Below are 22,585 nucleotides of genomic sequence, written 5' to 3'. Positions count from 1 at the left end.
TCGGAGCCTGGGGGTCGTAGCTCTTTGGGTTGTCCGAAACCTTGCATTGGTTGAGGTCGCGAGTTCGAACCTCGTCGTCCGCTCCACAGAGGCTTGAGGCGCCGGTCGAATCGACCGGCGCCTCAAGCCTTTTTGATGTCCGGCCCCGCGCCCCGATGACATTTGTCATCGGGGCTGATGACAGCGCGCACTACAAGTGCTCCCCAGGCGGCGAAAGCCTGGAGGCATGGATGCGACGGAGAGCGCGATCGCGGTCGACGGGCTGCGGCGGAGATACGGGCCGAGCGGGGCGCGGGGGTTCGACGCGGTGCGGGGCGTCTCGTTCTCGGTGGCGCGCGGTGAGCTGTTCGCGCTGCTGGGCACGAACGGCGCGGGCAAGACCTCCACCCTCGAACTCCTCGAAGGGCTCGCCGCCCCGACCGGCGGCGCGGTGCGGGTCCTCGGCCACGACCCGTACCGGGAGCGGGGGAAGGTGCGGCCGCGGATCGGGATGATGCTCCAGGAGGGCGGCCTCCCGTCCGAGCTGACGGTCGCCGAGACCGCGCGGATGTGGGCGGGGTGCACCAGCGGCGCCCGGCCCGTCGGGGAGAGCCTGGAGCTGGTGGGGCTGGCCGGGCGGTCGGACGTACGGGTCAAGATGCTCTCCGGCGGCGAACAGCGGCGGCTGGACCTGGCGCTCGCCCTGCTCGGGCGGCCCGAGGTGCTCTTCCTCGACGAGCCGACCACCGGCCTGGACGCGGAGGGCCGGCGGGACACCTGGGAGCTGGTGCGTGCCCTGCGCGACCAGGGCACCACGGTGTTGCTGACCACGCATTACCTGGAGGAGGCCGAGGCGCTGGCCGACCGGCTCGCGATCATGCACGCGGGGCGGATAGCCACCTCCGGGCGGGTCACGGACATCGTGGCCGCGCGGCCCTCGCACCTCTCCTTCACCCTTCCCGACGGCGTCTCCCCCGGCGAACTGCCGCCGCCCGTCGCGCTGGGCGCCCTCGAACGGGACTCGCTGGGCCAGGCCGTACGGCTGCGCACCCGTGACCTCCAGCACACCGCCACCGAGGTGCTGCTGTGGGCGCGGGAGCGGCGGATCGTGCTCGGCGGGCTCGACGCCCGGTCGGCCTCGCTGGAGGAGGCGTGAGGCGTTCCTGCACATCGCGAGCACCATCGACACGGCACCGGGGGAAGCACAGTGAGCGCTACGAGTACCGCGGGCACGCCGACCGCCATGAGTTCCGCGCCGACGACCGCCGCACGGGGGCGGGTGTGGGCGCTGGCCCGCGGCGAACTGACCCTGCTGGCCCGCAACAAGGCCGCGCTGACGTACGCGCTGCTGCTGCCCGGGATGCTCACGTACAGCATGAAGACGGCCGTCGACAGCGTCGACCTCAAGGGCACCGGGCTGGACCCGGGCACGATGCTGCTGCCCGGTTCGATCGGTATGGCCCTGGTCATGGCCGTCTACATGAACCTGGTCGGCGTCTATGTGATCCGCCGTGAGGAGCGGGTCCTCAAGCGGCTGCGCGCCGGGGAGCTGACCGATACCGAGATCCTGGCCGGGGCCGCGCTCCCCGCCGTCCTGCTCGGGCTCGCCCAATGCGTGCTGCTGGTGACCTCGGTGAGCGTCGCGCTGGAGGTGCCCGCCCCCAAGGCCCCGTATCTGGCCATCGCCGGGATCGCCGTCGGCCTGGTGCAGATGGTGATGCTGGCCGCCGCGACCGCCGCGTTCACCAAGGCATCGGAGTCCGCGCAGCTGACCCCGGTGCCGATGATGATGATCTCGATGGTGGGCAGCGGTCTGTTCGTCCCGCTGGAGGTGATGCCGGACCAGGTGGCGTCGGTGTGCGAGCTGTTGCCGCTGACCCCGGTGGTCGATCTCGTACGGGCGGGCTGGACCGGGGACATGAGCGCGGCCGACGCCCTGGGCGCCCTCGCCACGGCGCTGGCCTGGACGGTGCTGGCAGGGTGGGCCGTGCGGAAGCGGTTCCCCTGGGAACCGCGGCGCTGACGAGCGAGGGGATACGGGGTTCGTGATACGGCGATGGCGCAGGGGCACCCGGCTGACGCGGGTGGAGCTGTTCACCCGGTGGACGCTGTACACGGTGCCGTGGTTCCTGGTGATCTCGGTGGTCGACGTGCTGGTCGAGGGAGTGCGGAACGCGGCGCCCGCGCCGGCGTGGTCGCTGCTCGGGCTGTCCCTGGCACAGAACGTGCTCACCGTCCCGCTGTTGCGCCGGGGGCTCGACCACTCGCTGCGCGACTGCCCGGTGGGCCCGCGGCTGCCCGCGCTCACCGCCGCGCTGACGGCGGCGGGGCTGGCCGCCGGGATGGTGCTCCAGGCGACCGGCGGGCCGTACGACGCGGGGTCGGCCACCCGGTTCGTCATTCTCAGCGTGGGGCCGTTCGCCATCGGATACGCGCTGCTGGTGCCGATCCGTACCTACTTCACCCTGCACGCGGGGCTCGCGGCGGCGGTGGCCGTGGCGGAGGCGGTGATCCGGCCGGGGGCCGCCGCCGCGGCGGGGGCCGCCTTCGGGGTCGCCGCCACCTGTGCGCTGTGTCTGTTCACGGTCCGCTGCTCGGTATGGATGCTGCAGGTGATGTACGAGGTGGACGCCAACCGGGAGGTGCAGGCGCGGCTGGCGGTCGCGGAGGAACGGCTGCGGTTCGGCCGGGACCTGCACGATGTGATGGGACGGAACCTGGCGGTGATCGCCCTCAAGAGCGAGCTGGCGGTGCGGCTGGCGCGGCGGGAGCGGCCCGAGGCCGTGACCCAGATGGTGGAGGTGCAGCGGATCGCGCACGAGACCCAGATGGAGGTCCGGGGCGTGGTCCGCGGCTACCGGGAGGCGGATCTGCAGGTGGAGTTGGCCGGGGCGCGCTCGGTGCTGCGCGCCGCCCGGGTCGACTGCCGCGTGGACTGCCCGTCCGAGGACGGCGGGGGCACACCACTGCCCGAGGCGGTGCGGTCCGCGCTGGGGTGGGTGGTCCGCGAGGGGACGACGAACGTGCTGCGGCACGCGGACGCCGTGCGGTGCGCGGTCCGGGTGCGGGTGCACGCGGGGACGGCGGTGCTGGAGATGGAGAACGACGGGGTACCCACGGGACTCCGGACCGGAACGGGGGCCGGTACCGGGGCAGGAGCCGGGACCGGGACCGGGACCGGGGAGGGCAGCGGGCTGAAGGGGCTGCGGGAGAGACTCGCGGCGCTCGGCGGCACGCTGGAGTCCGGTCCCGGCGACGGCGTCGGGACGTACCGGCTGCGGGCCGAACTCCCGCTGGAGGGTGCCGTATGAACGACGGCGGGGTGATCCGGGTGCTGCTCGCCGACGACGAGCATCTGATCCGCGGCGCGCTCGCCGCGCTGCTGTCCCTGGAGGACGACCTGCTGGTGGTCGCCGAGGCCGCCTCCGGCCCGGAGGCGATGGCGATGGCGCGGGCGCACCGGCCCGATGTGGCGGTGCTGGACCTCCAGATGCCGGGCATGGACGGGGTGGGGGTCGCGGCGGTGCTGCGGTCCGAGCTGCCGGACTGCCGGACCATGATCGTGACCAGCCATGGCCGACCGGGGCACCTGAAGCGGGCGCTGGAGGCGGGGGCGCGGGGGTTCGTACCGAAGACCGCCTCGGCGCAGCGGCTCGCCGAGATCATCCGCACGGTGCACGGCGGCAGCCGCTACGTGGACCCCGACCTGGCCGCGGACGCGATCAGCGCGGGCGACTCGCCGCTCACCGCGCGCGAGACGGAGCTGCTGGATCTGGCGGCCGACGGGGCGTCGATCGCGGAGATCGCCCGGCGGGCGGCGCTGTCCCCGGGGACGGTGCGGAACTATCTGTCGGCGGCGGCGGCGGCGAAGCTGCACGCCGAGAACCGCCACGCGGCGGCCCGCGCGGCGCGCGAGCGGGGGTGGCTATAGGAGGGCTTGTGGGGGTTTGTTCCGGGCGGTGGTGGCGGCGGCCGGAGGTTTGGTTATAGTGGAGACGCATCGAACGGGAAACCGACGGTGCGTGCGGACGTAGCTCAGTTGGTAGAGCGCAACCTTGCCAAGGTTGAGGTCGCGAGTTCGAACCTCGTCGTCCGCTCCGGATCGAAGGCCCCGGTCACCGCGACCGGGGCCTTCGTCGTGCTGTCTGCGCCTGCGCCTGCCTCTGCGCCTACGACCAGCTGATGCCGGTCAGCCGCTCGTACGCCTCGACGTACTTCGCCCGCGTCCGCTCCACGACCTCGGCCGGGAGCGCCGGCGGGGGCTGCTCGCCGTGCCGGTCCCAGCCGGAGGCCGGGGAGGTCAGCCAGTCGCGGACGTACTGCTTGTCGAACGACGGCTGGGCGCGGCCGGGCTGCCAGGTGTCGGCGGGCCAGAAGCGGGACGAGTCGGGGGTCAGCACCTCGTCGGCGAGGACCAGCTCGGCGCCCTCCGCGTCGGCGGTCGCCTCCGCGTAGCCGAACTCGAACTTGGTGTCGGCGAGGATGATGCCCCGCTCACGGGCGATGTCACGGGCCCGCGCGTACACCGCGAGGGTGGTCTGACGCAGATGGGCGGCGGGTTCGGCGCCGATCCGGCGGGCGACCTCCTCGTACGACACGTTCTCGTCGTGCTCGCCGACCTCGGCCTTGGTGGCCGGGGTGAAGATCGGGGCGGGCAGCTCCGAGCCGTCCGTCAGCCCCTCGGGCAGGGCGAGGCCGCAGACCGTGCGGCCGCGCTCGTACTCGACGAGGCCCGAGCCGGTGAGGTAGCCGCGGGCCACGGCCTCGACCGGGAGCATCCGCAGCGACCGGCAGACCAGGGTGCGGCCCTGCCAGTCGGCGGGGGCGCCGGGGGGCAGCTCGGTGGACAGGACGTGGTGCGGGACCAGGTCGGCCAGCAGGTCGAACCACCACAGGGAGAGCTGGGTGAGGACCCGGCCCTTGTCGGGGATCTCGGTGGGCAGCACCCAGTCGTACGCGGACAGCCGGTCGCTGGCGACCATGACGAGGTCGCCGCCCTCGGTCCGGTAGAGGTCGCGCACCTTGCCGGTGTGCAGGTGCTCAAGGCCCGGAACCGCGACCGGTTCGGGCTTTTCGACGAATCCGGACACGCATCCTCCTGGTGGTTCTGTCCAAGCCACCACGATTCTGCCCCACGCCCTCCCAGCGGCGGCGCTGCCCCTCACGCCCGCTTGCAGATGCGGTCCAGAAGGTTCGCCGTCGCACGCTGCACCCGCTCGTCCGTATGACCCGGCCGGTCCAGCGCCGGAGACCAGGCGAACGTGCCGGACGCGAACACCAGGGCGCCGCTGGGGGCGCGGTAGAGCGAGGTGTCCTGGTGGCGGGTGGCGCCCTCGCCGTCCTCGTACGGGGAGTGGGCGAGCAGGATGCGGCGCAGGTGCTCTGGCAGCGGGGTGCGCGGGAAGTAGCGGTCGGCCTCGCCCGCGACCAGCCCGGGCAGCTCGTCGCCCTCGGCCGCCCCGGTGGCCTCCCACAGCCAGTGGTCGCCGTTGCGCACGACCAGCGGGCGCGGTTCGGGCACCCGGCCCGCGTACTGGATGCCCATCAGCTGCTGCTCGGGCGCCGATTCGCGCCACAGCGCGGCGCGGCCGGGGCCGCGGCGCTTGCGGCAGGTCAGCAGGCGGTCCGGGCCGGACGGCGAGGGGGCCAGCTCGACCTGCCAGTACATGGTGTTCGCGGAGAGGAAGACCAGCGAGGTGCCGCTGTCCCGGGCCCGCTCGACGGTGCGCCGCATCGGGGCCGACCAGTACTCGTCGTGGCCGGGGAAGACCAGGCCGCGGTAGCGGGTGGGGTCGACGCCACCGGCGTGCAGATCGCGGGTCTCGGCGTAGGCCAGGTCGTAGCCGTAGCGCTCGGCCCAGCGGATGAAGTCGTACGCGTGGCCCACATGGAGCGGCAGCCCCGCGCCCGCGTACGGCCGGTCGAAGGAGACCGTGACGGCGGCCTCGGACTCGCCGAGCAGCTTCCCCCGCTCGTCCCAGGCGTGGTAGAGGCTGGCGCCGGTGCGGCCGTCCTCCGGGTAGAGGTTGTACGCCTGCCAGGTGAAGTCGGGCAGGACCAGGAGCAGGTCGGCGGGGCGGGTGTCGCGGACCGTGAACGGGATGTGGCTGCGGTAGCCGTCCACGGTGGTGAGCACGGCCACGTACGCCCCGAGCGCCCAGTACGAGGGGATCTGCAGCCGCCAGGACAGCCACCAGTGGTGGCAGGAGACGGTGCGGTCGGCGGTGAGCGGCGGCGGCTGCACGATGCCCGACAGCCGCGGACTGGTGGTGATCTTCGACGCGCCGTCGCCGCCGTAATGGCCGATGCGGTAGATGTCCACGCCGAACTGCTGCGGCGGGTCGACCGTGATGCGGAAGTCGATGGCCTCGCCGGGGGCGGCGGCGGAGGTCGAGGCGAAGCCCTTGATCTGGCGGCGCACATCGTCGGCGGTGCGCGGGCCGGGAATCCTGACCATGGTCCCGGGGGCGTGGACATGGTCCGCGTACCAGGGGACCACATGGCCCGTGTCGTCGACGTAGTTCTCGCTGGTGCGCAGCCAGGGCAGTGGGCCCTGGCCGAATGGATCTGTCACCGCGTGGGCCAAAGCCCCGGACTCCCAGCGCCGGATCTGGTCCGTCCCCATCCTCGTTCCCCTCCCTGCGTGCCCCGGCGGCGTCCCGTCGCCTCGCTGCCGTTGCGTTCCCGTCCCGCCGGTCCGGGCCTTGTGGGTCCGGGTCCGCGGGTCCGGTTCGGTGGACCGGGCCGGTGGGCCGGTCCGCTGGGCCGGGTGGCAGCGACCGGTCCCAGCACATCACATTACGCACCCACTCCGTCACCGATCGTCGCGAATTCTTTAAACGGAAACGATCCGTAAGCCGCGAGTCCGTGCCGGTCCGGACGAATCAGACGAGCCGGACCGGCTTCTCGGGGCGGACGCCGACCTCGGCGAGCCAGCTGCGCAGCGGGGCCGCGTCGCCGTCCTCGACCAGAGTGAGCACCGGATGGGACAGGTCGGCGCGGCGGCGCCCGGCCACCATGAGCGCCGGGCCGTCGAGCCAGTCGAGGCCGGGGGCGGCGCCCGCGGTGTCCACGGCGGCGCAGCAGACCATCGCGGTCACATGGTCGGCGAGCAGCTCACGGCCGGTGCGGGGCGGCTGGAGCGGGAGCAGCGGCGCGAAACCGTCGATCCAGGGGTCGCCGACCGCGCCCTCCGCCGTACGGGCCTGACGGGCCTGTGCGGTGGCCCGGTGGGCGGCGGCCTCCTCCCGGGCCAGTTCCACGGTGAGCCGGGCCGCCAGGTCCTCTCCGAGGCCGCCGGTGCCTTCGGTGTCAGTGCCTTCGGGGGCGGTGCCGTCGGGGGCGGCGCCTTCCGGGCCGCGGCTTTCGGGCCCGGTGCCTTCGGAGCTGGTGCCTTCCGGGGCGGTGCCTTCGGGGACGGGGGCGGTGAGCCGGTCCATGACCCGGGCCAGGGTCGGCGGGGTGGGGGTGCTCGCGGGGGTCGGCGGCGGGCCGGAGGGGTCCGTACGCTCGTCGAGGACCCGGTGGAGGCGGGCCGCCTCCTGGCGCCATTTGCGGTCCACGACCTCTTCCGGATACTGCGCCCAGTCGACCGGGGACCAGTCCGGGCCCGGTTCCGGGGGGCCGCCGTGGAAGAGCCGCGCGGCCAGCAGCGACGTGGCCTCGTCGATCAGCCCGGGCTCCTCCAGCAGATCGCAGGCGGGCCGCTCGCTGAGCCGGGAGGCGAACCCCTCGGCGAGCCGGTCCCGGCGGGACAGCTCGGTCAGCGCGGCCACCACGCCCGCGTCCAGCCGGGACGGCCAGCGGCCCATCCGCCAGGCGGGCAGCGCGACCCGGGTCAGCAGCCGGTCCCAGCCCGCGTAGGCGAGGCCCACCTGCTCCTGGGCGACGATCCGCAGCCCGTAGTCGACCGCCCGGGCCCGCTCGGAGGCGGCCGCGGCGACCGCGCGCTCCATCTGGGCGGCGTGGTCCCGGCAGTTGCGCAGCAGCAGCCGGGCGACCCAGCCGAGGAAGGCGAGGGCGGGGCGGCGGACGGCCCGGCCGAGCCGGGTGCCGGTGCCGCCGCCGGCCGCCGGGTCGTCGTCATGGGACGCCGCGACCGCCACGGCGGCGTCCAGCCCGCGCACGAAGCGACGGGCCGCGGCTATGTCCGGGTGGACGGACGGGCCGGTGCCCGCCACCACGGGCGCGAGCAGCGCGCGCAGCTCGGCGACCCGCATCCACCACAGGAACGGCGATCCGATCACCAGGACCGGGGCCCGGGGCGCACGGCGCTCCCGCCGCCCCTCCCCCGCACGGCCCGTGACGCGGTCGCTCCGGGCACCGCCCGCGGAATCCGTGCCCGGGGGGCCCACGGTGTGCTCCGCGGGGGACTCATCGGGCGGGTGCCGGTCCTTGTCACCGCCCTTGCCGCGCTTGCCGCCGTGCGCCGGATGATCGCGGTCCTCCAGCCAGCTGTCGCAGTCCGGGGTGAGCGCTATGGCCGACGGCACGGGCACTTCCAGCCGCTCCGCGAGGTCGCGGACCAGCCGGTACAGGTCCGGGGCCGTCTCCTCGGCGATGGGCACCGTGGGGGTCAGCGCCGGTTTCGCCCGGACGACCACGGCGGCCACCCCCGCCGCCAGCAGCAGGACCAGCAGGGCACCGCCGACCACCGCCCAGCGCAGCGCGGACCAGCCCTCGTCGTGCGAACCGCCGCCGATGCGCCCGGTGGCGCTGCCGGCCAGCAGCACGACCGCCACCGCGGCCGGAAGGAGGGCGACCGCGAGCGCGGCGCCCCGGATACGCAGTACGGCGAGGGCACGGGCGCGTGCCGCCAGTGCACCTGCTTCCGGACCTGCCACGGTTCTCATCACCCCCTACTGTCCGGCCGGTGGTTGAACAGCGGACGACGGCGGCGTTGTCTACTCCCCCACTGTGGCACCGGCCGCCCGCTCCGCAATGCCGATGGGCCAGTTGCCGCACCTCGCCTGAGCGGCACAGTAGTTGGAGGCGGGGCGTGCGTCAGCAGGATGGGGGAAGCCCTCACCCGATGGAATGGCCTTGGGGAGAACCGGGAACTCCGGCCCGGGGGCGTGGCTCAGGCGCCTGCCGCATCATCGGCACTGGCTGCGCCCTCGGCACTGTCAGCGCCCTCGGAGGCTGCCTTCGCCGCGATGTCGGTCCGGTGGTGGGAGCCGTCGAGCCCGATCCGGGACACCGCCCGGTACACCCGCTCCCGGGCCTTGCCCAGGTCGGAGCCGGACGCGGTGACGGACAGCACCCTGCCTCCCGCACTCACCACGTCGCCGGACGCGCCGTCCCGCTTGGTACCCGCGTGCAGCACGTACGCCTTGGGCGCGTCCTCCGCGGCCACCTTGTCCAGCCCGGTGATCGGGTCGCCGGTGCGCGGCGTATCGGGATAGTTGTGCGAGGCGATCACGACGGTCACCGCCGAGCCCTCGCTCCAGCGCAGCGGCGGCTCGGCGGCCAGCGCACCGGTCGCGGCGGCCTTCAGCAGACCGGCCAGGGGAGTCTTCAGCCGGGCCAGCACGACCTGGGTCTCCGGGTCGCCGAAGCGCGCGTTGAACTCGATGACCCGCACCCCGCGCGAGGTGATCGCCAGCCCCGCGTACAGCAGCCCGGAGAAGGGCGTGCCGCGGCGGCGCAGCTCGTCGACGGTGGGCTGGCAGACCGTGGCCACGACCTCGTCCACCAGGGCGTGGTCGGCCCACGGCAGCGGGGAGTAGGCGCCCATGCCGCCGGTGTTCGGGCCCTCGTCGCCGTCGTACGCGCGCTTGAAGTCCTGGGCGGGCTGGAGCGGTACGACGGTCTCGCCGTCGGTCACCGCGAACAGCGACACCTCGGGGCCGTCGAGGAACTCCTCGATCACCACGCGTCCGCAGGCCAGCGCGTGGGCGCGGGCCGCCGCCAGGTCGCCGGTCACCACGACGCCCTTGCCCGCGGCGAGGCCGTCGTCCTTGACCACGTAGGGCGGGCCGAACGCGTCGAGGGCCTCGTCGACCTCGGCGGGGGTGGTGCAGACGTAGGCGCGGGCGGTGGGCACGTTCGCCGCGGCCATGACGTCCTTCGCGAACGCCTTCGACCCCTCCAGCCGGGCCGCCTCGGCGGACGGTCCGAAGGCCGGGATGCCCCGTGCGCGCACGGCGTCGGCGACGCCCGCGACGAGCGGCGCCTCCGGGCCGACGACCACCAGCTCCGCTTCCAGCGCGGCGGCCAGGTCGGCGACGGCCGCGCCGTCGAGGACGTCCACGGCGTGCAGCTCGGCGACCTCCGCGATACCGGCGTTGCCGGGCGCGCAGTGCAGTGCGGTGACGTCGGGATCGAGGGAGAGGGAGCGGCACAGGGCGTGTTCGCGGGCGCCGCCGCCGATGACGAGGACCTTCACGGTAGGCACCCTACGGCCTCCCCCGTCGGGCCCGCCCCGCGCCCCCGCCCCCGCCCGGCGCCGCCGCGGAGGGCGGGGGCGGGGCGTGGTCCGGGGCGGGCGGGCACTCTTTCGGGTGAGCGGGGATGGGGCCCTATATCCGATGTCCACCACTTATGGGCGGAATACCCGTGATCGTGGCCGCGTGGCCAGCCGTTCGGCGGTAGGAATGGTCGTCGCGCATCAGCCGCGCCAGGTCCTGTCCGGCGGATCTTCGCGGGGCCACGAAGATCCGCCGGACAGGACCTAGGAGAAACACCACCGCAGAGGGAGTTGCACGGGTGAGTCAGCCGGAGATGCAGCCCGAGGAACTCCCTCGGCAGGAGGGGGCGAGGACGCGGGAGGACCTGCTCGGCCGGTCCTTCCCGCACGGCGACTGGGGGGAGCCCGCCGAGAGCCTCGACGAGCTGTACCGCTGGGTCGAGGAGGGCGCGCTGCGGGTGGGCGACTGGTATCTGGCCGACCGGCTGTGGAAGCGGCGGGCCGCCCGGGCGCTGCGGGCCGGGGCCGCGGTGGGGGCGGTGACGGGGGCCGTGCTGCCGCTGCTGGAGCTGACCGGGGCGCTGGGCGGCGCGGCCGGGTGGGGTGCGCTGGCGCTGCTGCTGGCCGTCGCGTGCGTGGGCTGCGACCGGTATTTCGGGCTGACGTCCGGCTGGATGCGGGATGTGGCCACGGCGCAGGCCGTGCAGCGGCGGCTGGAGTCGCTGCAGTTCGACTGGGCGTCGGAGAGCGTCCGGGAGGTGCTGGGCCCGACGGAGGGCACCGCGTCCGAGGCCGTGGAGCGGTGTCTGGCGGTGCTGCGGCGGTTCTGCGAGGACGTCTCGGAGCTGGTGCGGATGGAGACCGCGGGCTGGATGGTGGACTTCGGCTCGGGGTCGGCGCCGATGTTCACCCATGCGCTGTTCACCCAGTCCCTGGTGGCCCAGGGCTCCCGCCCGGACAGCGGGAGCCCCGCGTACCGCTTTCCGCTGCCGCCGGGCAGCACCCGGCCCAACATGCCGCGGCAGCGTCCTCCCGAGCCGCCCCGCTGAGACGCGAGACGCCACGGGGCCGGGGCCGGGGATCAGCTGAAGAGGATCATCGAGCCCTGGCCCAGGCTGCGGGTCGCGGCCGCGTGCAGCCCCAGCCAGACATGGCGTTCGCGGGCGAACGGGCTGTCCTCGTACGGTCCGGGCGTGGCCGGCTCCTCCAGGCTGGTCGGGCGGCTGGGGGGCGCGGGGGCGGCCGGGGGGTTGGACGGGTCGATGCCGAGCGCCGGGGCGACCGCCTCCAGCTCCCGCAGCAGCCCATGGCTGGACCCCAGCGGGCCGCCACCCTCCATGAGTTCGTCGTTGGTCAGCGGGCCCGGGAAGTCGACGGGGACGTAGGCGCCCGCGTGGTCGTAGTGCCACACCAGGTGCGACTGCTTGGCCGTGGGCTCGAACATCTCCAGCAACTGCTCGTAGTCCCCGCCGAGTTCGTCGACCGGGGAGACTTCCAGCCCGCATACCTGGAGGAGGTAGGCGCGGCGGAGGAAGTGGAGTGCGTCGTAGTCGAATCCGGCTACCGGGGCGACATCCCCGGACAGGCCCGGCATGTATCCGAGGACGGGCACCGGCGGCAGACCGGCCTCTCCGAGTGCCTTGTCGTAGGTGGCGATCTCGTCGGCGAAGGGATTGTCGGGGCTGTGGCACAGCACATCGACGAGGGGGACCAGCCAGAGGTCACAGGCCACGCGATCTCACTCTCGTATCCGTATGGTCGCTGGTCGGTTCAGCGTAGTGCCCCGGGTACGCGGCGCGAAGAGCGCAAACGGCGGCTGTCCCTCTCGGGGGCGTCCTCGGAGAGTGGCCCGAGGGGGCGGCCTCAGCAGGCGGCCTCAGGGGGCGGCCTCAGGGGGCGGCCTCAGGGCGCGTCGGTGACCAACCGCTCGATGAGCGCACGGAAGTGCGCGTTGTACGCCGATATGAGCCGCTCGGAGGCCACGGGGTCACGGCGGGTGACGGCCGTGGTCAGCTCGCCGTGGCCCGCCCACAGCTCGCCGCGCAGATCGGGGACGCGGCGCAGATAGGGCACGGTGAAGACCCAGGTCTGCATCCGCAGCCGCTGGAGGAAGTCGGTGATGTACGGGTTGCCGACCAGCCCGCATATCTCGCGCCAGAAGCGCAGGTCGTAGCCGATGAGGATGTCGAGGTCGCCGCAGCGGGCGGCCCGCTCGGCGGCCTCGGCACGGCGCCGCACCGAGGCCAGGGACTGCGGGTTCATGGTGTTCAGCGTCTGCTCGACGGCATGCCGGAACAGCCCCTCGACGACCATGTTGCGGGCGTCGACCATATGCCGGAAGTCCTTGATGGTGAACTCGTGGACCTTGAAGCCACGGTGTTCCTCGACGTCCAGCATCCCTTGCGAGCACAGGTCGAGCAGGGCCTCGCGGACCGGGGTGGCGGAGACGCCGTAGTGGTCGGCCATCTCCTTGACGGTGAACTGCCGCCCCGCCGGCAGTCTGCCCGCGAGCACCTCGTCACACAGCGCGTCGGCGATCTGCTGCCGCAGGGTGTTCCGCTTGACCGGGCTGGTGCCGGGCACGGGCATCGAGGACCGTCTCCTTCCGCGGCCGTCGTGTCATGTCATCCGGAAGCGGACGGCCCTCGCATCACGATATGCGAGGGCCGTTGCGCAAAGTACGCAGAGTCAGGTGGTGGTCTACACCGGACGGCTATATGTGGCTATGGGGTGTGAAGGGGACGTGACGCCACGGTGAGGACTTGCTACGCGGTGTGGGCGTCCGCCGCGTGCAGCGCCTCGTCCAGGATCGCCAGGCCCTCCTTGGCCTCGGACTCGGTGACCGTGCACGGCGGCACCACATGAGTTCGGTTCATGTTCACGAACGGCCAGAGCCCGCCGCGCTTGCAGGCGGCCGCGAAGTCGGCCATCGGCTGGTTGGCCGCGCCGCTCGCGTTGTACGGGACGAGCGGTTCGCGCGTCTCCTCGTTCTTGACCAGATCGAGCGCCCAGAAGACGCCCAGACCGCGCACCTCGCCGACCGACGGATGGCGCTCGGCGATCTCCTTCAGGGCCGGGCCGATCACGTTCTCCCCGATCGCGGCCGCGTTCTCCACGATGCCCTCCTCCGCCATCGCGTTCATGGTGGCGACGGCGGAGGCGCAGGCCAGCGGGTGCCCGGAGTAGGTGAGGCCGCCCGGGTAGGGCCGCTGGTCGAAGGTGGCGGCGATCTCGGCCGAGATCGCGACGCCGCCGAGCGGCACATAGCCGGAGTTGACGCCCTTGGCGAAGGTCAGCAGGTCCGGGGTGACGCCGAAGTGGTCGGCCGCGAACCAGTGGCCGGTGCGGCCGAAGCCCGCCATGACCTCGTCCAGGATGAACACGATCCCGTACCGGTCGCAGATCTCCCGGACCCCGGCCAGATAGCCGGGCGGCGGCACCATGATCCCGGCGGTGCCGGGGATGGTCTCCAGGATGATCGCGGCGATACCGGCCGGGCCCTCGTAGGCGATGGTGTCTTCCAGGTGGCGCAGCGCGCGCTCGCACTCCTGCGCCTCGTTCTCGGCGTGGAACGGCGAGCGGTAGAGGAACGGCGCCCAGAAGTGGACGACACCGGCCGAGGCGGTGTCGGAGGGCCAGCGGCGCGGGTCACCGGTCAGGTTGATCGCGGCGGCGGTGGCGCCGTGGTACGAGCGGTACGTGGAGAGCACCTTGGAGCGGCCGGTGTGCAGCCGGGCCATGCGGACCGCGTTCTCGACCGCCTCGGCGCCGCCATTGGTGAAGAAGATCTTGTCCAGGTCGCCGGGCGTGCGCTCGGCGACCAGCCGCGCCGCCTCGGACCGTACGTCCACGGCGAAACCCGGCGCGATCGTGCACATCTTCGCCGCCTGCTCCTGGATGGCGGCGACGACCTTGGGGTGCTGGTGGCCGATGTTGGTGTTGACCAGCTGGCAGCTGAAGTCGAGGTAGCGGTTGCCCTCGTAGTCCCAGAAGTACGAGCCGTCGGCGCCCGCGATCGCGAGCGGGTCGATCAGCCCCTGCGCGGACCAGGAGTGGAAGACATGCGCGCGGTCGGCGGCCTTGACGGCGGCGCCGGCGGCGGGATCGGGGGTGGGGTGCGTGGGCTGCACGGACACGTTCGCTACCTCGGATCGCTCGCGGGTCTGGGGCGCCCCCCAGCGTACGGAGCCCCCGGACCGGCCGCACACCGCCAAGGTGTACAGCTTCGGCCGGACGGCCCGGCACTGTGTCGGGCCCGTGGAGATCTGTGCGGGGCGGGAACCTCGCGCACTTTCACCGCGTCTGGAAAGGACAAGCTCCGGGCCGTGTTTGAAGTCCCGGACAGCTATAGCGATGAGACGATGACCCAGACCTTCACCCGTCTGAACTGATCGGCCGATCGGCGTACGGGGACCATCGGCACACGGACAGGAGCCACACCGCGATGGAGAACCTCGGGGCCCAGGACCCGCGGTGGATCGGCGGGTATCAGCTGCTCGGCAGGCTCGGCGAGGGCGGAATGGGCAAGGTGTATCTCGCCCGTTCGGCCCGTGGCCGTACCGTCGCCGTGAAGCTGGTACAGGCCGAACTCGCCCGGCAGCCGGATTTCCGGGGCCGGTTCAAGCGTGAGGTGGAGGCGGCGAGACGGGTGGGCGGTCAGTGGACCGCGCCCGTGTTCGACGCCGACACCGAGGCCGCCGTGCCCTGGGTGGCCACGGGGTACATCGGGGGACCATCGCTGCACGAGGTGGTGGCCGATGACTTCGGGGCGCTGCCCGAACAGTCGGTGCGGGTCCTGGCGCACGGGCTGTCGCTGGCGCTGCGCGACATCCACGGTGCGGGGCTGATCCACCGCGATCTCAAGCCGTCCAACATCCTGATCACCATCGACGGCCCGCGGGTCATCGACTTCGGCATCGCCCGCGCCCTGGACGCGGTGGGCGGCGGCAACAGCAATCTGACGGTGACGGGCGCGGTCGTCGGCTCGCCGGGGTTCATGTCGCCGGAGCAGGTGCGCGGCGAGACGGTGACCACGGCGAGCGATGTGTTCTGTCTGGGGTCGGTGCTCGCGTTCGCGGCCACCGGGCGGCAGCCGTTCGGCCGGGTGGACAGCGGCATCCACGCGCTGATGTACCGAATAGCCCAGGAGGAGCCCGATCTCGAAGGGCTGCCCGAGGGGCTGCTGAGCCTGGTCAGCGCCTGTCTGAGCAAGGACCCCGCGCAGCGGCCGTCGGTGCAGGATCTGATCACGTACACCGAGGCGGCCGCGCCCGATGCCGCCGAGCCCTGGCTGCCCGGCGGGCTGCTGGCCCGGCTCGGCCGGGACGCGCTGCAGCTGCTGGAGGCCGAGAACCCGCATCAGCAGGCGACGGCTCCGGCGCCCGCCGCGCCGCAGAGCGGGTACGCCACCCCGAGCACGGGCACTCCGGCCCCCGGGCCCTCGACGCCCCACCCCCCGTCGGCGTACGGCGCGCCGAGCGCCCCGGCGGCGTACGGGTACCCGATGAACGGGCCTGCGGGGCACCTGGCGCAGCAGCCGGGCCAGCCCTGGCAGCAGGGCGGCGGCTATCAGACGCCGGTGGGCCAGACCCCGGTCGGCTCACCGCCCCAGGGCGGGAAGCTGCGCTCGCTGCGCGGGCTGCGGAACGCCCTGGTGACCGTGTTCAGCCTCTGGCTGGTGCTGACGGTCAGCGATCTGTACCTGAACATGTCGCTGTTCGGCTCGTATCGCGATCTGGCCGACGACGACGTGACCTCCACCGCCGTCGGCCGCAGGTCGGCGGCGGTGGCATCGCTGGACGGCTCCCTGGCCACCTGCGTGCTGGCGCTGGTCGTGCTGTGGCTGTTCTGGTTCCGGCGCGCCTACGTCAACGCCTCGGCCCTGTCCCCCGGCCGGTTGCGGTTCGGCAGCGGATACGCCGTCGGGGCGTGGTTCATCCCGGTCGCCCTGCTGTGGATTCCCAAGCAGATCGTGAACGACATCTGGACCGCCAGCACTCCCCCGGGCCCCGGACGGCGGTCCCGGGCGGCGCTGCACTGGTGGTGGCTGATGTTCGTGCTGATGTGCTTCAGCGCCCCGTCGGCCGGTTTCCTGTCGATGTTCATCCAGGCGGAGAACGAGGACGCGCGGATCGGGGTCGCCGGGCACATCGCGGACGACGTCGTCTCGCTCCTGGCCGGGGTGCTGGCCATCGTCGTGGTGGTGAAGCTGACCCGGATGCAGGAGAAGCGGCGGGCGGAGCGGCGGCAGCAGCAACAGCAGCCCGCGCCCGTCGGCGTGTTCGGCCCGCCCGCGGCCTGACACGCGTGACGCACGACGGCCCGCACGCGGCGCGGTGACGCCGTCGTGCGGGCCGCGAGAACCCAGTGGGGACGGGTGTCAGAGGAACGAGTTGATCTGGATCGTCTCGTCGCGGCCCGGGCCGACGCCGATCGCCGAGATCGGCGCTCCGGACATGTCCTCCAGCGCCTGCACGTACTTCTGCGCGTTCTTCGGCAGGTCGTCGAAGGTCTTGGCCTGGGTGATGTCCTCCGTCCAGCCCGGCAGCGTCTCGTAGATCGGCTTGGCGTGGTGGAAGTCGGTCTGGCTGTACGGCAGTTCCTCGACCCGCTTGCCGTCGATCTCGTACGCCACGCACACCGGGATGCGCTCCCAGCCGGTGAGGACGTCGAGCTTGGTGAGGAAGAAGTCGGTGAGCCCGTTGACCCGGGTCGCGTAGCGCGCGATGACCGCGTCGAACCAGCCGCAGCGCCGGTCACGGCCGGTGGTCACACCGCGCTCGCCGCCGATGGTGCGCAGCTTCTCGCCGTCCTCGTCGAGCAGCTCGGTCGGGAAGGGGCCCGCGCCGACGCGCGTGGTGTAGGCCTTCAGGATGCCGATCACCCGGTTGATCTTCGTCGGTCCGACGCCCGTACCGGTGCAGGCGCCGCCCGCGGTCGGGTTGGACGAGGTGACGAAGGGGTACGTGCCGTGATCGACGTCGAGCAGGGTGCCCTGGCCGCCCTCGAAGAGCACGACCTGGCCCTGGTCGATGGCGTTGTTCAGCAGCAGGGTGGTGTCGGCGACGTAGCCGCCGAGCTGGTCCGCGTACCCGAGCAGCTCCTCGACCACCTGGTCCACGGCGATGGCGCGGCGGTTGTAGAGCTTGGCGAGGACCTGGTTCTTGAAGTCGAGCGCGGCCTCGACCTTCTGCCGCAGGATCGACTCGTCGAAGATGTCCTGGACCCGGATGCCGACGCGGTTGATCTTGTCGGCGTAGGACGGGCCGATGCCACGGCCGGTGGTGCCGATCTTCCGCTTCCCGAGGAAGCGTTCCGTCACCTTGTCGATCGTCGTGTGATACGGCGTGATCAGGTGCGCGTTACCGCTGATCAGCAGCTTGGACGTGTCGACGCCGCGCTTGTTCAGCCCGCTCAGCTCGGAGAGCAGGACCGCGGGGTCGACGACGACGCCGTTGCCGATCACGGGGGTACACCCGGGCGAGAGGATGCCGGACGGGAGCAGGTGCAGGGCGTACTTCTGGTCGCCGACCACCACCGTGTGGCCCGCGTTGTTGCCGCCCTGGTAGCGGACCACATAGTCGACCGAGCCACCGAGCAGGTCGGTGGCCTTCCCCTTGCCCTCGTCACCCCACTGAGCACCGAGCAGCACAAGTGCGGGCACAGGCGTACACCCCTTCCGGGCGGGGCATGTCCAACGTGCGTGGTGGCGTGCGCCACCACAAGAGCCGTCGAACCGGTGCCCCGGATAGACGAAGCCCCTGGCGCAACAGCGACAGGGGCTCTTGCACCGAGAGATTACCTGAGGAAGGACCGAGGTGTCGGCTCCAGACCCCTGGCACTCTCCGCCGGACACCGTCCGGGGGCGCCGCCTGCTCATGGTCATCGACCCCACCGCCCGGCGAACGGACGGGGAGTCGGTGCGCATCGCGAAAGATGTGCTGTGTGCGGGCGCGCAAACGAAAATCTGCCTGCCGGACGGCCCCGAGGAAGTCGAGCGGGCATTGGCCCGGCGCGGCGGGCGGCGGCCGGTGGTGGTGGGCGACGACCGGGCCCTGCTGCGGGTCGTCGAGCTGCTGCACCGGCAGCGCGAGCTGGCGGACGCGGCGCTGTCCGTCGTCCCCGTCGGCGGGGCGGCCACGGTCGCCCTCGCCCATGCGCTCGGCGTGCCGACGGACGCGGTCGCGGCGGCGCGCACGGTGCTCGACGGGGCCGCCCGCCCGCGTGACCTGCTGGTGGACGAGAGCGGCGGGGTGGTCCTCGGCGGCTTGCGCATCCCCGGCGGGGACGGCGCGGCCGGTACGGCGCCACCGGGCGCGGCCGGGCCCATGGGGCCGGGCGCCGCGAACGGCGCCATGGGCGTCGGCCCGGACGGCGTGCCCCCGGGCGGCTGCGACTGCGGCTGCGATCCGTACGCCGAGGACCCCGGCGCGGCCGGGGCCGACGGTATGGCCGGGCCCGGCGGCGAGGCGGGGCCGCGGCGCCACGGCGGCTGTGCCGCCGGCGGCCACCACCCCTGGTGGACCCCGGCGGCGCGCACCGCGCGGACGGCGCTGACCCTGCTGTCGCCGGTCATGGGGCTCGGCGGGGGCGGCCGGGGGCGCCGGGCGCAGCCGCCCCCGCAGCGGCTGCGGGTCGAGGCGGACGGGGTGCTGCTGACCGATCTGGACCGGCAGGTCGAGGGGGTCTCGGTGTCGACGGCCGCGCCGGGCGGCGGGCTGGCCGAGGTGGTGGTCCATCCGCACGCCGGGGACGGCGGCGACGGGCCGGTCACGGCGCGGGCCCGGGCCGTGACCGTCTCCGGCCAGGACTTCCGCTACCACTCGGACGCGCTGGTGCGCGGCCCGGTGCGCAGCCGGACCTGGACGGTGCTGGCCGGGGCGTGGAGCCTCACCCTGCCGCACCGCCGCTGACCGGTTACGGCGCCTCGGCCCCGTCGGCGCGGGCCGCCGCCTGGTGGGCGCGCCAGCGCTCCAGCAGCGAGCGCAATTCCGTCTGCATGAACTCGAAGAACTCGGCGGTCTCGGAAGCCCGCTGCCCGGCCGGGGTGCCGGGGCCGAGGATCTTCACTCCGTCCCGCATGGTGGACTCCCAGCGCGTGAGCACCTGGTCGCGGCGGGTCATCGTCTCGTACCAGACCTCGTTGTAGAGCCGGTAGCGCTCGCGCCGGGAGCCCGGTTCGCGCTCCCGCGCGACCAGATCGACCTGAGCCAGGTAGCGGATCGCGCCGGAGACCGCGGCCGGGCTGATCTGGAGCTGCTCGGCGAGTTCGGCGGAGGTGAGCGCGCCGGAGTCGGAGACGAGCAGGGCGGCGAAGACGCGGGCGCCCATCCGCTGCATCCCGGCCTCGACGAGGTCGGCGGCGAACCGCTCGACGAACCGGGACACCGCCTCGTCGTCACGTACGTCATCTGCTGCGTCTTGTGCTGCGTCGGGCACTTCTTCATGTGCTGCGTCGGGCGCGCGGTCCGATTCGATCATCTCCCTCACCGGCTCATCATCTCCCCTCTTCGTCACATCATCATAAGTTTATATGGTTCCTTAACTTCACAAATTTGTGAAAGTAGCGTAGCTTCGAAATCATGAAGACGGCAATCTCCGCGTCCGGCCTGCACAAGTCCTTCGGCCGGACCCACGCGCTGGACGGCCTCGACCTCGAAGTCGAGGCAGGTGAGGTCCATGGCTTCCTCGGCCCCAACGGCGCCGGGAAATCCACCAGCATCCGGGTCCTGCTCGGACTGCTGCGCGCCGACTCCGGTGCGGTCCAGCTCCTCGGCAAGGACCCCTGGCACGATGCGGTCGACCTCCATCAGCACATCGCGTACGTCCCCGGAGACGTCACCCTGTGGCGCAGCCTGAGCGGTGGCGAGGTCATCGACCTGTACGGGCGGCTCCGCGGCGGTCTCGACCAGACCCGGCGCGCGCGGCTGCTGGAGCGGTTCGAGCTGGACCCGACCAAGAAGGGCCACACCTACTCCAAGGGCAACCGCCAGAAGGTCGCGCTGGTCGCCGCCTTCGCCTCCGAGGTCGAGCTGCTGATCCTCGACGAGCCGACCTCCGGGCTCGACCCGCTGATGGAGGAGATCTTCCGCGAGTGCGTGGCCGAGGAGCGCGACCGCGGGCGCACCGTGCTGCTCTCCAGCCACATCCTCAGCGAGGTCGAGGTGCTGTGCGACCGGGTCAGCATCATCCGCAAGGGCAGGCGGGTCGAGTCCGGCTCGCTCGCCGAGCTGCGCCATCTGACGCGTACGTCGGTGACCGCCGAGCTGGCCGCCCCGCCCACCGGGCTGTCCGGGCTGCCCGGTGTCCACGGCCTCGACGTCCAGGACCGCCACGTCAAGCTCCAGGTCGACAGCGACAAGCTGGACGCCGTGCTGCGGCGGCTCACCGAGGCGGGCGTGCGCAGCCTCACCTCCACCCCGCCGACCCTGGAGGAGCTGTTCCTCCGCCACTACCAGGACGACATCACCCCCACCGACGCCGAGACCGGGGCCGCGACCGGCACCGGCACTGACACCGGCACTGACACCGAAGAGGCGATCGTCCGATGACCGCCGTAGCCGACGCACGGGTCACCGGCCGGGCCCGTGGGGCGTCCCGTGATCTGACCGGCACCGGCACACTGCTGCGGCTCGCGCTGCGCCGTGACCGGATCATGATGCCGGTGTGGGTGCTGTGCCTCGGGCTGACGGCCTCCAGCACCGTCGGCCGCCTCGACAGCGCCTACGACACCCCCGCCAAGCGCACCCAGCTGGTGGCGGACATGAACAGCAACGGGGCGACCCGCGCGCTGTTCGGCACCGCCTTCGGCGACTCGCTCGGCGCGCTCACCGTCTGGCGGGTGGGCGCCTTCCTCGGCGTATTCGCCGCGATCATGAGCCTGCTCATCGTCATCCGGCACACCCGTGAGGAGGAGGAGACCGGCCGCCAGGAGGCGCTGTCCTCCTGTGTGGTCGGCCGCCGCGCGGGCCTCACCTCGGCGCTGCTCACCGTGGCCATCGCCAACGGCGCCGTCACCCTGCTGGTCGCGGGCGGGCTCGCGGGCCAGGGCGGCAGCGGAGCGGTCGCGCTGGGGCTGGCCGTCGGCCTGTCCGGGATGGCCTTCGGCGGTCTGGCCGCCATCGCCGCCCAGCTCACCGAGAGCGCGCGGCTCGCCCGGGGGCTGTCCGCGGCCGTCGTCGGCGTGGCGTTCGTGCTGCGTATGGCGGGCGACGCCGCCGAGGACGGCTCCAAGGGCTCCGGCCATGTGCTGACCTGGCTCTCGCCGCTGGGCTGGGCCGAGTACGCCCGGCCGTTCGCGGCCGAGCGCTGGTGGGCCCTGCTGCTGATCGCGGTGCTGGCCGCCGCGTCGATCTCCGTCGCGTACTCCCTGGCGGGCCGCCGCGATGTCGGGGCCAGCTTTTACGCGACCCGCCCCGGGCCGCCCGCCGCGGGGCCGTTCCTGCGGGGCGTCTTCGGCCTGGGCTGGCGCCTCCAGCGCGGCGCCCTGGTCGGCTGGGCCGCCGGGTTCGTCTTCGCGGGCGCCATCTTCGGCGCCATCTCGGACGGCGCCGACAAGTTCCTCGGCGACAGCGACCAGACCCGCGAGATCATCGAGCGCATGGGCGGCGCCCAGGGGCTCAACGACGCCTTCCTGGCCTCCATGGTCGGCATCCTCGGCACCATCCTCACCGTCTACACCGCCAGTTCCGTGCTGCGGCTGCGCGGCGAGGAGACCGACCAGCGGGCCGAACCGCTGCTGTCCAACGCGGTCGGCCGACTGCGCTGGGCCGCCAGTCACCTGGTCATCTCCTACCTCGGCCCGGTCGCCGTGCTCGCCGTCGGCGGTCTCGCGCTGGGCCTCGGCTACGGGCTGGCGGCGGGCGACGTGGGCGGCTCGCTGCCGCGCGTCCTGGGCGCCGCGCTCGCCCAGACCCCCGCGGTGTGGCTGGTCACCAGCCTGACGGTGCTGCTCATCGGGGTGCTGCCGAAGTACTCGGCCGCCGCCTGGGGGGTGGTCGGCTGGGTGGTCGCCCTCGGCTGGATGGGCCCGGCGCTCAAGGTGTCGCAGGCCGTCATGAACACCTCGCCGTTCAGCCATCTGCCCAAGCTGCCCGGCGAGCACGTCACCGCGGCGCCGTTCGTGTGGATGGTGCTGGCCTCGGCCGTCCTGACCGCCGGAGGGCTGGTGGCCCTGCGCCGCCGCGACATCGGCTGACC

The 22,585-nt window shown here is 73.0% G+C and carries 18 protein-coding genes and 1 tRNA gene; 10 read left to right on the top strand and 9 right to left on the bottom strand.

Translation table 11 applies throughout. The features are described 5' to 3' along the window. The first annotated feature begins 226 nt into the window (after nt 1-226). The 5 genes from ABZ370_RS12010 to ABZ370_RS11990 all read left to right on the top strand — a co-directional run bounded on the left by ABZ370_RS12010 (nt 227) and on the right by ABZ370_RS11990 (nt 4,076). Nucleotides 227-1,135, top strand: a complete 909-nt coding sequence (locus tag ABZ370_RS12010; RefSeq protein WP_358619315.1) for an ABC transporter ATP-binding protein — start codon at nt 227-229, stop codon at nt 1,133-1,135. Between the two features lie 87 nt (nt 1,136-1,222). Further along, nucleotides 1,223-2,002 carry an ABC transporter permease gene (locus ABZ370_RS12005; protein ID WP_358619338.1) on the top strand — a complete coding sequence of 260 codons (780 nt, stop codon included), beginning with the start codon at nt 1,223-1,225 and terminating at the stop codon, nt 2,000-2,002. Nucleotides 2,003-2,024: 22 nt separating this feature from the next. Next, complete coding sequence (locus ABZ370_RS12000) at nt 2,025-3,290, top strand: histidine kinase (RefSeq protein WP_358619314.1); 1,266 nt, start codon at nt 2,025-2,027, stop codon at nt 3,288-3,290. Continuing rightward, nucleotides 3,287-3,910, top strand: a complete 624-nt coding sequence (locus tag ABZ370_RS11995) for a response regulator transcription factor (protein WP_358619312.1) — start codon at nt 3,287-3,289, stop codon at nt 3,908-3,910. Before ABZ370_RS12000 ends, ABZ370_RS11995 begins: the two co-directional genes overlap by 4 nt. A 93-nt stretch (nt 3,911-4,003) precedes the next feature. Next, a tRNA-Gly gene (locus ABZ370_RS11990) sits at nt 4,004-4,076 on the top strand. Between the two features lie 72 nt (nt 4,077-4,148). Here ABZ370_RS11990 and ABZ370_RS11985 read toward each other — a convergent pair. The 4 genes from ABZ370_RS11985 to purD all read right to left on the bottom strand — a co-directional run bounded on the left by ABZ370_RS11985 (nt 4,149) and on the right by purD (nt 10,366). Beyond that, nucleotides 4,149-5,069 carry a phosphoribosylaminoimidazolesuccinocarboxamide synthase gene (locus tag ABZ370_RS11985; protein ID WP_358619311.1) on the bottom strand — a complete coding sequence of 307 codons (921 nt, stop codon included), beginning with the start codon at nt 5,067-5,069 and terminating at the stop codon, nt 4,149-4,151. Between the two features lie 71 nt (nt 5,070-5,140). Beyond that, entirely contained in the window at nt 5,141-6,604 is a 1,464-nt protein-coding gene (locus ABZ370_RS11980) for a N,N-dimethylformamidase beta subunit family domain-containing protein (RefSeq protein ID WP_358619309.1), read from the bottom strand. A 259-nt stretch (nt 6,605-6,863) separates the two neighbouring features. Further along, nucleotides 6,864-8,831: a hypothetical protein gene (locus ABZ370_RS11975; protein WP_358619307.1), complete on the bottom strand. Its 1,968-nt coding sequence runs from the start codon at nt 8,829-8,831 to the stop codon at nt 6,864-6,866. Nucleotides 8,832-9,058: 227 nt separating this feature from the next. Continuing rightward, the gene (purD, locus tag ABZ370_RS11970) at nt 9,059-10,366 is read right to left on the bottom strand and encodes a phosphoribosylamine--glycine ligase (protein WP_358619336.1); all 1,308 of its coding nucleotides are present in this window, start codon (nt 10,364-10,366) and stop codon (nt 9,059-9,061) included. Between the two features lie 320 nt (nt 10,367-10,686). On the opposite strand from purD, the gene ABZ370_RS11965 reads away from it, so the two are divergent. After that, nucleotides 10,687-11,436 (top strand): SLATT domain-containing protein, encoded by a 750-nt coding sequence (locus tag ABZ370_RS11965; RefSeq protein WP_358619306.1) that lies wholly within the window; start codon nt 10,687-10,689, stop codon nt 11,434-11,436. 32 nt (nt 11,437-11,468) lie between these two features. Here the strand turns inward: ABZ370_RS11965 and ABZ370_RS11960 are convergent, their stop codons facing one another. The 3 genes from ABZ370_RS11960 to ABZ370_RS11950 all read right to left on the bottom strand — a co-directional run bounded on the left by ABZ370_RS11960 (nt 11,469) and on the right by ABZ370_RS11950 (nt 14,523). Continuing rightward, nucleotides 11,469-12,119, bottom strand: a complete 651-nt coding sequence (locus tag ABZ370_RS11960; protein ID WP_358619305.1) for a hypothetical protein — start codon at nt 12,117-12,119, stop codon at nt 11,469-11,471. 170 nt (nt 12,120-12,289) lie between these two features. After that, nucleotides 12,290-12,976: a GntR family transcriptional regulator gene (locus ABZ370_RS11955; protein WP_358619304.1), complete on the bottom strand. Its 687-nt coding sequence runs from the start codon at nt 12,974-12,976 to the stop codon at nt 12,290-12,292. 176 nt (nt 12,977-13,152) lie between these two features. Continuing rightward, a complete protein-coding gene (locus ABZ370_RS11950) occupies nt 13,153-14,523 on the bottom strand; it encodes an aspartate aminotransferase family protein (protein ID WP_358619302.1) in 1,371 nt (456 codons plus the stop codon). 308 nt (nt 14,524-14,831) lie between these two features. Here ABZ370_RS11950 and ABZ370_RS11945 point away from each other — a divergent pair, with 308 nt between their 5' ends. Then, nucleotides 14,832-16,688, top strand: a complete 1,857-nt coding sequence (locus ABZ370_RS11945; protein WP_358619301.1) for a DUF4328 domain-containing protein — start codon at nt 14,832-14,834, stop codon at nt 16,686-16,688. 78 nt (nt 16,689-16,766) lie between these two features. On the opposite strand, the gene ABZ370_RS11940 is transcribed toward ABZ370_RS11945, so the two are convergent. Further along, entirely contained in the window at nt 16,767-18,050 is a 1,284-nt protein-coding gene (locus ABZ370_RS11940) for an adenylosuccinate synthase (RefSeq protein WP_358619299.1), read from the bottom strand. A 214-nt stretch (nt 18,051-18,264) separates the two neighbouring features. Here ABZ370_RS11940 and ABZ370_RS11935 point away from each other — a divergent pair, with 214 nt between their 5' ends. Next, entirely contained in the window at nt 18,265-19,299 is a 1,035-nt protein-coding gene (locus tag ABZ370_RS11935; protein ID WP_358619335.1) for a hypothetical protein, read from the top strand. Nucleotides 19,300-19,303: 4 nt separating this feature from the next. Here ABZ370_RS11935 and ABZ370_RS11930 read toward each other — a convergent pair whose 3' ends face one another. Next, the gene (locus ABZ370_RS11930) at nt 19,304-19,867 is read right to left on the bottom strand and encodes a MarR family transcriptional regulator (protein WP_358619298.1); all 564 of its coding nucleotides are present in this window, start codon (nt 19,865-19,867) and stop codon (nt 19,304-19,306) included. A 101-nt stretch (nt 19,868-19,968) separates the two neighbouring features. On the opposite strand from ABZ370_RS11930, the gene ABZ370_RS11925 reads away from it, so the two are divergent. Together ABZ370_RS11925 and ABZ370_RS11920 are read left to right on the top strand one after the other, a co-directional pair. Next, entirely contained in the window at nt 19,969-20,937 is a 969-nt protein-coding gene (locus ABZ370_RS11925; protein ID WP_358619297.1) for an ABC transporter ATP-binding protein, read from the top strand. Continuing rightward, nucleotides 20,934-22,583, top strand: coding sequence for an ABC transporter permease (locus ABZ370_RS11920; RefSeq protein ID WP_358619295.1), 1,650 nt, complete (start codon nt 20,934-20,936; stop codon nt 22,581-22,583). The genes ABZ370_RS11925 and ABZ370_RS11920 overlap by 4 nt, the downstream gene beginning before the upstream one ends. Nucleotides 22,584-22,585: the final 2 nt, after the last annotated feature.

The organism is Streptomyces sp. NPDC005962, assembly GCF_040629205.1.
Taxonomy (GTDB): domain Bacteria; phylum Actinomycetota; class Actinomycetes; order Streptomycetales; family Streptomycetaceae; genus Streptomyces.
The sequence above is the reverse complement of the archived record's forward strand: the minus strand, read 5'-3'. Positions and strand labels throughout refer to the sequence as shown.

Bases quoted from the DNA above. Each gene is read 5' to 3' on its own strand.
- ABZ370_RS11945 (WP_358619301.1), top strand. From the start codon at position 14,832: ATGGAGAACCTCGGGGCCCAGGACCCGCGGTGGATCGGCGGGTATCAG.
- ABZ370_RS12010 (WP_358619315.1), top strand. From the start codon at position 227: ATGGATGCGACGGAGAGCGCGATCGCGGTCGACGGGCTGCGGCGGAGA.
- ABZ370_RS11930 (WP_358619298.1), bottom strand. From the start codon at position 19,867: ATGATCGAATCGGACCGCGCGCCCGACGCAGCACATGAAGAAGTGCCC.
- ABZ370_RS11980 (WP_358619309.1), bottom strand. From the start codon at position 6,604: ATGGGGACGGACCAGATCCGGCGCTGGGAGTCCGGGGCTTTGGCCCAC.
- ABZ370_RS11995 (WP_358619312.1), top strand. From the start codon at position 3,287: ATGAACGACGGCGGGGTGATCCGGGTGCTGCTCGCCGACGACGAGCAT.
- ABZ370_RS11975 (WP_358619307.1), bottom strand. From the start codon at position 8,831: ATGAGAACCGTGGCAGGTCCGGAAGCAGGTGCACTGGCGGCACGCGCC.
- ABZ370_RS11925 (WP_358619297.1), top strand. From the start codon at position 19,969: ATGAAGACGGCAATCTCCGCGTCCGGCCTGCACAAGTCCTTCGGCCGG.
- ABZ370_RS11935 (WP_358619335.1), top strand. From the start codon at position 18,265: ATGGTCATCGACCCCACCGCCCGGCGAACGGACGGGGAGTCGGTGCGC.
- ABZ370_RS11955 (WP_358619304.1), bottom strand. From the start codon at position 12,976: ATGCCCGTGCCCGGCACCAGCCCGGTCAAGCGGAACACCCTGCGGCAG.
- ABZ370_RS12005 (WP_358619338.1), top strand. From the start codon at position 1,223: ATGAGTTCCGCGCCGACGACCGCCGCACGGGGGCGGGTGTGGGCGCTG.
- ABZ370_RS11920 (WP_358619295.1), top strand. From the start codon at position 20,934: ATGACCGCCGTAGCCGACGCACGGGTCACCGGCCGGGCCCGTGGGGCG.